Source organism: Paraburkholderia sp. Ac-20336 (assembly GCF_017105025.1).
Classification (GTDB): Bacteria; Pseudomonadota; Gammaproteobacteria; order Burkholderiales; family Burkholderiaceae; genus Paraburkholderia.
This window is the reverse complement of record NZ_JAAGPS010000082.1, coordinates 1-13,210: the sequence shown is the minus strand read 5'-3', so window position 1 is coordinate 13,210 and position 13,210 is coordinate 1. Positions and strand designations below refer to the sequence as shown.

Genomic DNA, 13,210 nt, shown 5'->3' with positions numbered 1-13,210 from the left:
CGCCCCAAGCAAATGGAACATATTTTCCATTTTTATTTTTCGTGAAATTTTCTTTGCAAGACATCGAAAGATGGCCTACTCTTGGTCCTGAGCGGTGCCGCTTCGGCCCTGTTGTGCGGATTGACACGGAAATGGGCAACCATCCGCGAGGCGCGCCTTCAATGACAAACGACAGATCGAGAAAGGTGGAGACCATGAGACTTGGCAAAGGCAAGGCGGCGCTCAGGATTCTGGCGACGGCGTTGGCATTGGCATTGGCAACGGGATTCGGCGCGGCGACGGCAGCCCGCGCGGCGGACGCTCACTTCGTGCTGATCAGCCATGCGCCCGATTCGGATTCGTGGTGGAACACGATCAAGAACGCGATCAAACAGGCCGACGAGGACTTCAACGTTCAGACCGACTACCGCAATCCGCCGAACGGCGACATTGCCGACATGGCCCGTCTCGTCGAACAGGCGGCCGCGCGCAACTACGACGGCGTGATCGTCTCGATCGCCGACTTCGACGTGCTGAAGAGCTCGATTGCGAAAGTCACCGAAAAGCACATTCCGCTCGTCACGATCAATTCGGGTACCGAAGAACAGAGCGCCAAGCTCGGCGCGCTCATGCACGTCGGCCAGCCCGAATACGCGGCCGGCAAGGCGGCGGGCGAAAAGGCCAAGGCCGCCGGCATCAAGTCGTTCCTGTGCGTGAACCACTATGCGACGAACCCGGCTTCGTTCGAACGCTGCCGCGGTTTCGCCGAGGCGATCGGCGCCGACGTCAAGACCTCGACGCTCGACGCGGGCCAGGACCCGACCGGCGTGCAGTCCAAAGTCAGCGCGTTCCTGCGCAATCATCCGGACACCCAGGCGGTGCTCGCGCTCGGCCCGCTGTCGGCCGATCCGACCTTGAAGGCGCTGCAACAGATGGGCCTTGCCGGCAAGCTCTGGTTCGCCACGTTCGACTTCGACAGCGACATCGCGAAGGGCATCCAGAACGGCACGATCCAGTTCGCGATCGACCAGCAGCCGTATTTGCAGGGCTATATCCCGGTTGCCGTGCTCGCGATCGCGAAGAAGAACCAGACGACCGATCCGGTGAAGATCCGCGAGATTCTGCAGGCGAATCCGAAGTTCAAGGAGCGGCTCGACACCTACGGGCTCGCGCCGTCGTATGGGCCGCGCAATATCGGCTCGGGTCCGGGCTTCATCACGAAGGCCAACGTCGACAAGGTACTCAAATACGCGGGGCAATATCGCTGACTGCGCGGCAACGCAGCGCCTGAGCAGGCCGCCGCGCCGGCGGCCCACGGTTGAATTCATCAGTTCCAACGCCCGCGGTGCCGCGTCGATCGGCTTGCCGGCGTATCAAGGAGAGCTTCAATGGGTGTCGCCGATCTTTTCCATCCTAATCACCGCAAGCCGCCCGCGTCCGATCCGCAGGACCCGGCTGCATCAGCGGCCACCTCAGGGGCCACCTCAGCAGCCACGTCGGCCACCGCGCCGGACGAACGCGTGCGCGAGGAATCGTGGTTCCGGCACCTGCTGAACCGCCCCGAATTCGCGGCACTGGCCGGCACCGTGATGGTGTTCCTCGTGTTCGGCCTCGCGGCCGGCAACTCGGGGATGTTCAACCTCGACGGCATCATGAACTGGTCGCAGGTCGCGGCCTATCTCGGCCTGATCTCGGTCGGCGCGTGCATGCTGATGATCGCCGGCGAGTTCGACCTGTCGATCGGCTCGATGATCGGCTTTGCCGGCATGATGGTCGCGCTGCCGACCATGTACTTCCACTGGCCGATCTGGCTCGCGATCCTGTTCGCGTTCGCCGGCTCGATGCTGCTCGGCGCGCTCAACGGCTACCTCGTGATGCGCACGCGGCTGCCGTCGTTCATCGTCACGCTCGCGTTCCTGTTCATTCTGCGCGGCCTCACGCTCGCGCTCTCGGTGATGTTCGCCGACCGCACGATCATCTCCGGCGTCGGCGACGTCGCGCGCGAGGACTGGTTCGCGCACACGTTCTTCCAGGGCGTCGCCTTCAAAGGGCTGTTCGTCTCGCTCGGCCATCTCGGCCTCGTGAAGATGCTCGACAACGGCACGCCGCTCGTGCCGGGCATACCCAAGGTCCTGCTGTGGTGGCTCGCGCTGGCCGTGGTCTGCGCATTCACGCTCGCGAAAACGCGCTTCGGCAACTGGATCTTCGCGGTCGGCGGCGACGCCAACGCAGCCAAGAACGTCGGCGTGCCGGTGCGCCGCGTGAAGATCTCGCTGTTCGTGCTGACCGCGTTCTGCTCGGCCCTGTATGCGGTGCTACAGGTGTGCGATATCGGTTCGGCCGCCGCCGACCGCGGTTTGCAGGCCGAATTCGAGGCGATCATCGCGGCCGTGATCGGCGGCACATTGCTCACGGGCGGCTACGGCTCGGTGGTCGGCGCCTGCTTCGGCGCGCTGATTTTCGGCGTGGTGCAGATCGGCATCACCTACACCAATGTCGACTCGGACTGGTTCCGCGTGTTCCTCGGCGTGATGCTGCTGTTCGCCGTGCTGTTCAATCACTACGTACGCGGCCGCGTCGCCGCATCGCGCTAACGCGCCCGGCAAGGAGTTCATGATGACCGACCTCGAACAGAACGCGGACGACACCATCCTCGCGCTCGAAAACGTCAGCCGCTATTTCGGCAACATCATCGCGCTGAACGACATCACGCTGCGCCTCAAACGCGGCGAGGTGCACTGCCTGCTCGGCGACAACGGCGCCGGCAAATCGACGCTGATCAAGACGCTCGCGGGCGTCCATCAGCCGAGCGCGGGCACCTATCTGGTGGACGGCAAGCCGGTGCACTTCACCTCGCCGAAAGACGCGCTCGATCTCGGCATCGCGACCGTCTATCAGGACCTCGCGCTGGTGCCGCTGCTGTCGGTCGCGCGCAACTTCTTCATGGGCCGCGAGCCGAACAGGAAACTATTCGGCTTCCTGAACGTGATGGACCTCGACACCTGCGCGAGCACCGCGCGCGACAAGCTCGCCGAAATGGGCATCAACGTGCGCGACCCGCATCAGCCGATCGGCACGATGTCGGGCGGCGAGCGGCAATGTCTCGCGATCGCGCGCGCAATCCACTTCGGCGCGCGCGTGCTGATTCTCGACGAACCGACCGCCGCGCTCGGCGTGAAGCAGAGCTTCAACGTGCTGAAGCTGATTCACAAGGCGCGCGCCAAGGGCATCTCGGTGATTTTCATCACGCACAACGTGCATCACGCCTATCCGATCGGCGATTCGTTCACGCTGCTCAATCGCGGCAGATCGCTCGGCACGTTCACGAAGGAAACGATCAGCAAGGACCAGGTGCTCGACATGATGGCCGGCGGCGCCGAGATGCAGAAAATGATGGGCGAACTCGAAGGCGCGACCATCTGAGCTTTGCGCGGATCGCGCGTCGTCCGCCTAACCCGCGTGGCCTTCGACCGCGCCCAGTTATTCAGGATTCTTCATGAACCATTCCAGCATATCGCGAGCGCCCGCGCCGGGTTCGGATACCGATGCGGGCACCGCGCGCGGCAGCCGCTTCGCGCCGGGACGCGCGCGCGACATCATCTGCCTCGGCCGCCTCGCCGTCGATCTGTACGCGCAGCAGGTCGGCGCGCGGCTCGAAGACGTATCGAGCTTCGCGAAGTATCTCGGCGGCTCGTCGGCGAATATCGCCTTCGGCTGCGCGCGGCTCGGACTCGATGCGGCGATGCTCGCGCGCGTCGGCGACGATCACATGGGCCGCTTTCTCACCGAAACGCTCGCGAATGAAGGCTGCGACGTGAGCCGCGTGCGCGTCGATCGCCAGCGGCTGACCGCGCTCGTGCTGCTCGGCCTCAAGGACCGCGACACGTTCCCGCTGATCTTCTACCGCGACGACTGCGCCGATATGGCAATCGACGCGGCCGATTTCGACGAGGCCTTTATCGCCTCGTCGAAAGCGCTGCTGATTACCGGCACGCACTTCTCGACGGAGCAGGTGAACCGCGCGAGCCGCCGCGCGCTCGACTACGCGCGCCGCAACCAGGTGCGCACGGTGCTCGACATCGACTATCGTCCGGTGCTGTGGGGACTCACCGGCAAGGCCGACGGCGAGACGCGTTTCGTCGCGAGCGAAGGCGTCACCGCGCATTTGCAGCGCATTCTGCCGCTGTTCGATCTCGTGATCGGCACCGAGGAAGAATTCCGCATCGCCGGCGGCAAGAGCGAACTGATCGACGCGCTCGCGATGGTGCGCGCGGTCACGCCGGCCACGCTCGTGCTCAAGCGCGGGCCGCTCGGCTGCCAGATCATCGACGGCAACGTGCCGGCTTCGCTCGACGAGATGCCGGTTCACGGCGGCGTCGAAGTCGAGGTGCTGAACGTGCTCGGCGCGGGCGATGCATTCGCGTCGGGCTTTCTGTCCGGCTGGCTGCGCGACCGGCCGCTCGACGCCTGCGCGCGCGCCGCGAACGCGAGCGGCGCGCTGGTGGTCTCGCGGCACGGCTGTGCCCCGGCCATGCCGACGCCCGCCGAACTCGACTACTTCCTTGGCGAAGCACAAGCCGATCCGCAACGGATGCGCCGGCCCGACCGCGACGCGAAGCTCGCGCGCCTGCATCGCGTATCGCCGGCACGCAAACCCTGGCATGAAGTGCTCGGCTTCGCGTTCGATCATCGCAATCAGTTTTTCGAACTGGCGCAGCAAACCGGCGCCGACGAAGCGCGCGTTGCGCATCTGAAGAACCTGTTCGTCGAAGCGGTCGCGCAGACCGAACACGCGCTGCATCTGCAAGGCCGCATCGGCGTGCTGATCGACGACCGCTACGGTCAGGACGCGCTCAATGCCGCGACCGGCCGCGGCTGGTGGATCGGCCGCCCGGTCGAGCTGCCGGGTTCGGTGCCGCTCGTGTTCGATCAGGGCCGCTCGATCGGCACGACGCTGCTCGCGTGGCCGAAGGAGCACGTTGCGAAGTGCCTCGTGCAGTTTCATCCCGACGAACCGATCGAGCAGCGCCTCGAACAGGAAGCGCAATTGCGCGCGCTTTACGATGCGACCCAGGCGAGCGGCCATGAACTGCTGCTCGAGGTGATTCCGCCGAAGCACGCGTCGCTGCCGCAAGGGCCCGACATCGTGTATCGCGCGCTCAAGCGTCTCTACAACCTCGGCATCTATCCCGAGTGGTGGAAGCTCGAACCGATGGACGCCGCGCAATGGCATGCCATCGATGCGCTGATCGCCGAGCGTGACCCGTATTGCCGTGGCGTCGTGCTGCTCGGTTTGTCGGCGGCCGTCGAGCAGTTGAGCGAGGGCTTTCGCGCGGCCGCGCGGTCGGCGACGTGCCGCGGCTTTACGGTCGGCCGCACGATCTTTCACGACCCGAGTCAGGCGTGGCTGGCCGGAGAAATCGGCGATGACGAACTGATCGCGCGCGTGCGCCATACGTTCGAAACGCTGATCGCCGCCTGGCGAGCCGCCCAGGGCACGCCGCATCAGGTTCATCAGGAGCAGGCCGCATGAACGAACGCATCATGCAGGACGACGCCTTATCAGCGAGCAGCGCCGCGCAAACACAGAAGCAAGCACAGGCGCACGCGAATGCCGGCGCCACGCTGCGCCTGACGATGGCCCAGGCGCTGGTGCGCTATCTCGCCGCGCAACGCGTCGCCAGCGAAGACGGCAGCGGCACCGAGCCGCTGTTCGGCGGCGTGTTCGCGATCTTCGGCCACGGCAACGTCGCGGGCATCGGCGAGGCGCTGTACCAGCATCGCGACGAATTGCCGACGCTGCGCGCGCATAACGAGCAGGCGATGGCACATAGCGCGATCGCCTATGCGAAGGCGCATTTCCGCCGCCGCATGATGGCGGTCACGACCTCGATCGGCCCGGGCGCGACGAATCTGCTGACCGCCGCCGCGCTCGCGCACGTGAACCGCCTGCCGGTGCTGCTGTTGCCCGGCGACATCTTCGTCTCGCGCGCGCCCGACCCGGTGTTGCAGCAGCTCGAAGATTGCGCCGACGGCGGCGTCTCCGCCAACGATGCGTTCAAGCCGCTGTCGCGCTACTTCGATCGCATCGTGCATCCGGCGCAATTGCTGAGCGCCTTGCCGCGCGCGATACGCGTGCTGACCGACGCCGCGTTGTGCGGCCCCGTCACGCTCGCCTTGCCGCAGGACGTGCAGGCGCAGGCGTGGGATTTTCCGGCGGACTTCTTCGCACCGCGCGTGATCCGCTTTCATGCGCCCGCGCCGCGAATCGACGAGATCGAGGCGGCGTGCGCGCGTTTGCGGCAGGCAAAGCATCCGCTGATCGTCGCGGGCGGCGGCGTGCTGTACGGCCGCGCGGCCGACGCGCTGCAGCGCTTCGCGAGCGCGCACGGCATACCGGTCGCCGAAACGCAGGCCGGCAAGAGCGCGCTCGCGTGGAACGATCCGCTGAACACGGGCGCGCTCGGCGTGACCGGCTCGCCGGCCGCCAACGCGCTCGCGCACGATGCCGACTGCGTGCTCGCGGTCGGCACGCGTCTGCAAGACTTCACGACCGGCTCGAATACGCTGTTCACGCAAGCCGACGTGATCGCGATCAACGCCAATGCGTTCGACGGCCTCAAGCATCGCGCGCTCGTCGTCGAGGCCGATGCGCGGCTCGCGCTCGATGCGCTCGGCGAATCGCTGCACGGCTGGCACGCGGAGCGCGCATGGACCGCGCGTGCGCACAAACTCGTGGCAAGCTGGCGCGACACCGTGCACACGCTCACGCATGCGCCGCAACGCGACGCCGTGCTGCCCTACGAGGGCGACGTGATCGGCGCGGTGCAGCGTTCGAGCACGCATTCGGCGAACGACGACATCGTCGTGTGCGCGGCCGGCACGCTGCCCGCCGAATTGCACAAGCTGTGGCGCGCGGGCCGGCCCGGCGCGTATCACGTCGAATACGGCTATTCGTGCATGGGCTACGAGATCGCGGGCGGACTCGGCGTGAAGCTCGCGCGGCCCGAGCGCGAGGTGATCGTGATGCTCGGCGACGGCAGTTATCTGATGCTCAACAGCGAGATCGCAACCTCGGTGATGCTCGACGCGAAGCTGATCGTCATCGTGCTCGACAATCGCGGCTTCGGCTGCATCAACCGCTTGCAGCAAGCCTGCGGCGGCGCGCCGTTCAACAATCTGCTCGCGGACAGCTTGCAGGGCGCAGCCGGCGCGCCACGCATCGACTTCGCCGCGCATGCGCGCGCGCTCGGCGCCGAGGCCGAGCACGTGGGCCATCTTGCCGAACTCGAAGCGGCGCTGCGGCGCGCCCGCGCGGCCACGCGCACGTACGTCATCAGTATCGACACCGATCCGGCCCGCACCACCGGCGACGGCGGCTGGTGGTGGGAAGTCGCGGTGCCCGAAGTCTCGCCGCGCGAGGCGGTGCGCGTCGCGCGCGCGAAATACGACGCGCAGCTTGCCGCGCGCGCCGAGCCGCCCGCATCCCTGCCGCACGACGCTCGCCACGCTCACGAATGAGGACGCCCGCATGACTGCTTTCGACGTACGTATCGGCATCAACCCGCTCTCGTGGATGAACGACGACCTGCCCTCGCTCGGCGGCGAAACGCCGCTTGAAGTCGCGCTGACCGAGGGCCGCCAGATCGGTTATGAAGGTTTCGAACTCGGCAACAAGTTTCCGCGCGAGCCGCAGGCGTTGAAGACGCTACTCGCGCGCTACGACCTCGCGCTCGTTTCCGGCTGGTATTCCGGAGAACTGGCGAAGCGCAGTGTCGCCGAGGAAATCGCCGCCGTCGGTCCGCATCTCGAACTGCTCGCGCAAAACGGCGCGACGGTGATGGTGTATGGCGAAGTCGCCGATTCGATTCAGGGCGCGGCGCGGCCGCTGTATCAACGGCCGCGTTTTTTCAGCGACGCGCAATGGTCCGACTACACAGCACGGGTCGACGAATTCGCGCGCTATACGTTGAGCCATGGCGTGCGGCTTGCGTACCATCATCATATGGGCGCCTATGTCGAGACGCCGGCCGACGTCGATCAACTGATGGCACGCACGAGCGATGCGGTCGGCCTGCTGTTCGACGCGGGTCACATCACGTTCGCGGGCGGCGATCCGCTCGCGGTGCTCGACCAGCACATCGCGCGCGTGTGCCACGTGCATTGCAAGGACGTGCGGCCCGCGGTCATGAAGCTCGCGCGCAATCGCAACTGGAGTTTTCTCGATGCGGTAATCGCAGGCGCGTTCACGGTGCCGGGCGACGGGGCCGTGGATTTTGCCGGCATCATCGGCCGGCTGAAGCGGCATGGTTATCGCGGCTGGCTCGTCGTCGAAGCGGAACAGGACCCGGTGGTCGCGCCGTCGTTCGAATATGCCCAGAAGGGTTATCGGACTTTGCGCACGCTCGCCGATGCACCGCTCGATACGCTCGACGGCATAGGCAAGGAGGCAGCATGAGTTTATTGGTGAAGGCACAGCGCGAGGGCCAAACGATCGCGCGAGTCACGCCGCAGTCGGCCTGCTGGCGTTATGTCGGATTCGCTGCGTACCGGCTCGGCACGAGCGAAGTCGTGCACGTATTCGAGCCGTCGCGCGAGGTATGCATCGTCGTGCTGACCGGGGCTGTCGATATCGAAACGCCCAACGCGAAGTGGACCTCGCTTGGTTCGCGCGACAGCGTGTTCGAAGACGCCGCGCCGTATGCGGTCTATCTGCCGCCGAACGTGCGAGCGACCGTGCGCGCGAACCGCGATGCGGAGATCGGCATCGCAAGCGCGCCGGCCACGGGCGAGTACCCCGCGCGGCTCATCGAGCCCGCCTCGATGAAGCTCTCGACACGCGGCAGGTCGCTCAATACGCGCTACGTCTGCGATATTCTTCCGCAGACCGAGCCTGCCGAATCGCTGCTCGTCGTCGAAGTGAGAACGCCGGGCGGCCATGCGTCGAGCTATCCGCCGCACAAGCACGACACCGACAACATCCCTCACGAGAGTTCGCTCGAAGAGACTTACTATCACCGGCTCGATCCGCCGCAAGGCTTCGCGTTTCAGCGCGTCTACACCGATTCGCGCGATATCGACGAATCGATGGCCGTCGAGAATCACGACGTCGTGATGGTGCCGCGCGGCTATCATCCGGTCGTCGTGCCGTATGGGTACGACTCGTATTATCTGAACGTGATGGCCGGCAGCCAGCGCACCTGGCATTTCCACAACGACCCGGCGCACGATTGGATTATCAATAAGGATGCTTGATTAATTATGCTGCGCGGTGCTTTGATGGCACCGTGCAGCGCGATTCGCATCGCGCTCCCGTACGCCGCTCACTGCCCCGCTTTTCTCGCGGCAAGATCGACGCGCAGCGTGCCGTCCTCGTCCATGCGCACCGTCCCCTTCGAGACGTCGCGACGGTAGCCATACAGGTCGAACTTCATTGCGCCGGAGTTCGAACTGTCCTCGATATAGGTGCGCGTATTCGTGACGAGCGAGTTGAACATCTTCACGTCGCCGGCCTCGATCCATACGAAGCTATGCCCCGCGCCGGCCGGCGGCTTCGCAACGGCCGCGCTGTCGCGCCTGAACTTCAGCACGAGCCCGGCCTCGGTAACGGTCGCGCTCGCGAGCCGCGAGATCAGCGCGGGCGGCGGAAACACCGTGTACTGGTCGAACACGAGCTCGTTGCCCTTGAGCGCGACGCCCTTGCGCGTGAACGGCGTCAACGACGCGAGCGGAATATCGAGCGCGCGCAGCAGACCCGCTTGCGGCACGCCGAGCACTTTCACCTCGGCGGGACGATAGACCAGATGCCGTTCGTCCGCCGCGCTGATCGTGCCGCTCATCGTGGTCGGCAGCCATACGCCGGGAAAATGATTCCATAGCTTGATGCCGCCCGTCACTTCGAGCTGGCCGTCGACCGGCTTCAGTTGCAGATCGTTGAGCGAGCGCGGCGCATAGTCGAGCAGATAGTCGTTGAAGAGCGCGGCCATTGCGGGCCACGGTTCGACGACCTCGCCGCCGATGATATGAATGTCGTACTGATCGGGATCGTCGAAATCGACGGGCTCTCCGGGCTTTTTCGGCACCATCTGCGCATCGAGCGAGCGCACGTGAAAGCCGATGCGCCCTGCTACGTAGAAGTCGACGTTCTGCACGTGAATCAGCGGCGCGGGCCCCGACGAATGGCGTTCGTCGCCGAGTGCTGAAGCAGACAACGAAGCCGGCGCCGCGAGACTCCGGCGCTTGAACGCGACGCGCGTGGCGAGCGGAGTCGCATGCGCCGCCGATGCGATGCGTAAATTCTGCGGCACGTATTGCCAGATCGCGCGGGCCTGCGCGAGCGAGGCCTGCTGCGTGCGCAGCAGGCTGTCGTTATAGCGTGCGCTCGCGCTGCCGGTTTGCGGCGATTGCGGCGATGGCGACGACCCGGTCTTCGACGCGCTCGCGAGCGTCGGATACGACGGCAGATGCACGTCGAGCGCGCCCGCTTCGTCGAACGTGAAATAGCCGGCGGCCATCTGCTCGCGGTAGTGGTACAGATCGAGCACGAACGGCGCGGCATCGGCCGCGACGTTCGCTGCATTCGCTGCATTCGATCCGTTCGACCCAGTCGATGCAAGCGGCGTGATCGCCATGTCGATATTCATCGGCATCGAGCGCATGAACTTCACGTCGCCGCCCTGCACGAGCAGACCATGCGCGGGCATCGTCGCGGGCCATGCGATGCTCGGCACGGTGCCGTCGTCGAGCGTGAAGCGCACGCCCGACGCGCTCGTTTGAATCTGCGTGATCGTCATGCGCAGCGCGGGCGGCGGCGTCAGTTTCGCGACCTGCATGACGACGTCGTCGCCATCGAGCCGCGCGATCGGCGTGTTGACCTTGAGCAGATCGGCCATCCGCACGTGCGCGGCCTGCATCAGTTTGTCCGCGCCGATGCCCGCCACTTCGACGTGATCGGGATGAAACACGAGTTCGTCAGGATTGCGCATCGACAGCGAGCCGGTCAGCGCGATCGGCACCCACGTGTCGCGATGCATCTCGCCCGTGATGCGCAGATTGCCGCCGTCCTGCGGCACGACGCGCATATTGCGCAGCGGCGAGCCCTGATACTGGAACAGATAGCGATCGAAAATCGCGGTGAGCTTCGCGCTGTCGAGCGTGACGTCGCCACGGTGCACGTGGATCGTCGCGCTGGTCGGGTCGTCGAAGACGATCGGCTGACCGGGGCGTGTCGGCGTCAGCGTCGCGGCCATGTCGTGAATCATGAAACCGATCTCGCCCGTCACCCGAAAATCGACGTCGCGCACGAACATGAGCGAACCGTCGATGCCGGAATCGCGCAGCGTCAGCACGCGGCTGCGCGTTTCGTGCATGCCGCTCGCCGAGGGCACGCGCGCGGCGATCTGTTGCTCGGCAGCCCGTTGCCTCGCCTTGTCGCGTTCGAGCGTGGGACGTGATGCGGGTGTCGTACCGGGCGATGCGTTCGCGGTCACGTTCGCCTCTGCTTCGCGATCCTGATTGCCCGGTGCGCTCGCCGCGCGTTGTTGTGCCTTCGATGCGGCATCGGCCGGCATCGAGTCCGCGGTCGAGCTAGCATCCGCGCATGCGGACATCAGCAAGGCGGCGGCCAGTAGCGCCGCGCCCGCGCCGAACCGCGAACTCCAGGAACGCCGGGAATGCCTGGCATGCCCGGCTCGATCCAACGGACCCAGATGCACTTCAACGCGCGCCTCGATGTTCGCTCCGACGCGCTCGACACTCAACGCCACCTGCCGTTTCATCATGTCTCCTCCTGAAGCCGCGGCGCGTCTTTTGCGCGTCTAACGCGGCGGGGTTCGGCGCATTCATGAACTCGGGCGGAAGTCGCGTGTACGAGCCCTGCACAGGCTTCGAACATCGCTTCGCCGTTGCGCGCCGCTGACTCGATTGTCTTTATTTGTCCGCGCGTTGCCGACAAGATTTCTGGAGGACGCTCACCAAACGATCAATCGTTTGAATCGCACGAGCGAATCGATGGAAAGCCCCATACACGGGGCCTGTGCGGCAGGTCGCGATGAACGGTTCAAACGCCGTCGCGAACGCGGATCGGCGCCTCGAACCGTGCCGGCGAAGATCACGTCAATCATCAGGTGCTCGAAACGTATGCCGCACCTCATGCGGCGGCGCACTCAACCCGCGATTGCGGCCACGCCGCTCAACCGACGCCGAGCCACTCGCGCATCACGTCGTCGCGCCCGAGAAACGCATCGAGCGCGCCGTCGAACACGATCTCGCCATGCCCCATCACGGCGACGCGACTGGCGATTTCCCGCGCGATCACGAGGCGCTGCTCGATCAGCAGCATCGCGACGCCGCGCTCGCGCAACGTGCGCAGGCACCCGGCGACCTGCTCCATCACGCCGCTCGCGAGACCTTCGCCGGGTTCGTCGATCAGCAGCAGATCGGGATCGCCGAGCAACGCCCGCGCGAGCGCGAGCATCTGCTGCTCGCCGCCCGACAGCGCGCCGGCGCGCGTGTGCCGGCGCTCGGCCAGCACGGGGAACAGCGCGTAGGCGTCATCGAGCGTAAAGCGCGGCGTGCGCTTGCGCGGCGAGATACCGAGCAGCAGATTTTCATGCACGCTCAGCGCCGCGAACACGTCGCGATGTTCGGCCACATAGCCAAGGCCAAGCCGCGCGATTTCGAAGGTGCGCAGCCCGGCGAGCGAACGGCCCGCGAAACGCAACTCGCCCTCGCTGCGCACGAGGCCCATGATCGCGCGCGCAAGCGTCGAGCGCCCCGAGCCGTTGCGGCCAACGAGCGCGAGCACTTCGCCGCGCGCGAGGCCGAGCGTGACGCCGTGCAAGGCCTGGCTCGCGCCATACCACGCGTGCAGATCGCGGATCTCGAGCAGCGCGCTCATGTGCGCTCGCCCAGATACGCAGCCCGCACTGCCTCGTCGGCGCGAATCGCCGCCGGCGAACCGGTCGCGATGATGCGCCCCTGCACGAGCACCGAAATGCGGTCGGCAAGCGCGAAGACCGCGTCCATGTCGTGCTCGACCATCAGCAGCGTGCGGCCCGTCGTGGTCTCGCGAATCAGCTCGATCGCGCGCGCTGCTTCCGCGCGGTTCATGCCGGCGGTCGGCTCGTCGAGCAGCAAGGTGTGCGCGCCGCCCGCGAGCGCGATGCCGAGATCGAGCGCGCGCTGCTCCGCATAACTGAGCGTGCCGGCCTGCACGTCGCGGCGCGCGCCG

At 66.1% G+C, this 13,210-nt stretch carries 9 protein-coding genes and 1 pseudogene; 7 read left to right on the top strand and 3 right to left on the bottom strand.

The features are described 5' to 3' along the window. The first annotated feature begins 194 nt into the window (after positions 1 to 194). The 7 genes from GXB81_RS21195 to iolB all read left to right on the top strand — a co-directional run bounded on the left by GXB81_RS21195 (position 195) and on the right by iolB (position 9,234). Positions 195 to 1,247: a sugar ABC transporter substrate-binding protein gene (locus GXB81_RS21195; protein WP_205990240.1), complete on the top strand. Its 1,053-nt coding sequence runs from the start codon at positions 195 to 197 to the stop codon at positions 1,245 to 1,247. Positions 1,248 to 1,367: 120 nt separating this feature from the next. Next, positions 1,368 to 2,573, top strand: a complete 1,206-nt coding sequence (locus GXB81_RS21190) for an ABC transporter permease (protein WP_167043183.1) — start codon at positions 1,368 to 1,370, stop codon at positions 2,571 to 2,573. 22 nt (positions 2,574 to 2,595) lie between these two features. Beyond that, positions 2,596 to 3,402, top strand: coding sequence for an ATP-binding cassette domain-containing protein (locus tag GXB81_RS21185; RefSeq protein WP_167283595.1), 807 nt, complete (start codon positions 2,596 to 2,598; stop codon positions 3,400 to 3,402). A 73-nt stretch (positions 3,403 to 3,475) separates the two neighbouring features. Further along, the gene (gene iolC / locus GXB81_RS21180; protein ID WP_241016460.1) at positions 3,476 to 5,512 is read left to right on the top strand and encodes a 5-dehydro-2-deoxygluconokinase; all 2,037 of its coding nucleotides are present in this window, start codon (positions 3,476 to 3,478) and stop codon (positions 5,510 to 5,512) included. Beyond that, positions 5,509 to 7,500, top strand: coding sequence for a 3D-(3,5/4)-trihydroxycyclohexane-1,2-dione acylhydrolase (decyclizing) (gene iolD, locus GXB81_RS21175; RefSeq protein ID WP_205990239.1), 1,992 nt, complete (start codon positions 5,509 to 5,511; stop codon positions 7,498 to 7,500). Before iolC ends, iolD begins: the two co-directional genes overlap by 4 nt. A gap of 10 nt (positions 7,501 to 7,510) precedes the next feature. Continuing rightward, entirely contained in the window at positions 7,511 to 8,437 is a 927-nt protein-coding gene (gene iolE / locus GXB81_RS21170) for a myo-inosose-2 dehydratase (RefSeq protein WP_205990238.1), read from the top strand. Further along, positions 8,434 to 9,234 (top strand): 5-deoxy-glucuronate isomerase, encoded by an 801-nt coding sequence (iolB, locus tag GXB81_RS21165; protein ID WP_205990237.1) that lies wholly within the window; start codon positions 8,434 to 8,436, stop codon positions 9,232 to 9,234. Before iolE ends, iolB begins: the two co-directional genes overlap by 4 nt. A gap of 68 nt (positions 9,235 to 9,302) precedes the next feature. On the opposite strand, the gene GXB81_RS21160 is transcribed toward iolB, so the two are convergent. From GXB81_RS21160 to GXB81_RS21150, 3 genes and pseudogenes are all read right to left on the bottom strand, one after another. Then, the gene (locus GXB81_RS21160) at positions 9,303 to 11,588 is read right to left on the bottom strand and encodes a hypothetical protein (protein ID WP_205990245.1); all 2,286 of its coding nucleotides are present in this window, start codon (positions 11,586 to 11,588) and stop codon (positions 9,303 to 9,305) included. A gap of 581 nt (positions 11,589 to 12,169) precedes the next feature. Next, the gene (locus GXB81_RS21155; protein WP_167043174.1) at positions 12,170 to 12,877 is read right to left on the bottom strand and encodes an ABC transporter ATP-binding protein; all 708 of its coding nucleotides are present in this window, start codon (positions 12,875 to 12,877) and stop codon (positions 12,170 to 12,172) included. Further along, positions 12,874 to 13,210: pseudogene (locus GXB81_RS21150) on the bottom strand (ABC transporter ATP-binding protein); the annotation flags it as partial. The gene GXB81_RS21155 and the pseudogene GXB81_RS21150, both read right to left, overlap by 4 nt.

What these genes read in the sequence shown, in the direction of transcription:
- GXB81_RS21190 (WP_167043183.1), top strand. Translation starts at nt 1,368, where the DNA reads ATGGGTGTCGCCGATCTTTTCCATCCTAATCACCGCAAGCCGCCCGCG.
- GXB81_RS21185 (WP_167283595.1), top strand. Translation starts at nt 2,596, where the DNA reads ATGACCGACCTCGAACAGAACGCGGACGACACCATCCTCGCGCTCGAA.
- GXB81_RS21160 (WP_205990245.1), bottom strand. Translation starts at nt 11,588, where the DNA reads ATGTCCGCATGCGCGGATGCTAGCTCGACCGCGGACTCGATGCCGGCC.
- iolB (WP_205990237.1), top strand. Translation starts at nt 8,434, where the DNA reads ATGAGTTTATTGGTGAAGGCACAGCGCGAGGGCCAAACGATCGCGCGA.
- iolD (WP_205990239.1), top strand. Translation starts at nt 5,509, where the DNA reads ATGAACGAACGCATCATGCAGGACGACGCCTTATCAGCGAGCAGCGCC.
- iolC (WP_241016460.1), top strand. Translation starts at nt 3,476, where the DNA reads ATGAACCATTCCAGCATATCGCGAGCGCCCGCGCCGGGTTCGGATACC.
- GXB81_RS21195 (WP_205990240.1), top strand. Translation starts at nt 195, where the DNA reads ATGAGACTTGGCAAAGGCAAGGCGGCGCTCAGGATTCTGGCGACGGCG.
- GXB81_RS21155 (WP_167043174.1), bottom strand. Translation starts at nt 12,877, where the DNA reads ATGAGCGCGCTGCTCGAGATCCGCGATCTGCACGCGTGGTATGGCGCG.
- iolE (WP_205990238.1), top strand. Translation starts at nt 7,511, where the DNA reads ATGACTGCTTTCGACGTACGTATCGGCATCAACCCGCTCTCGTGGATG.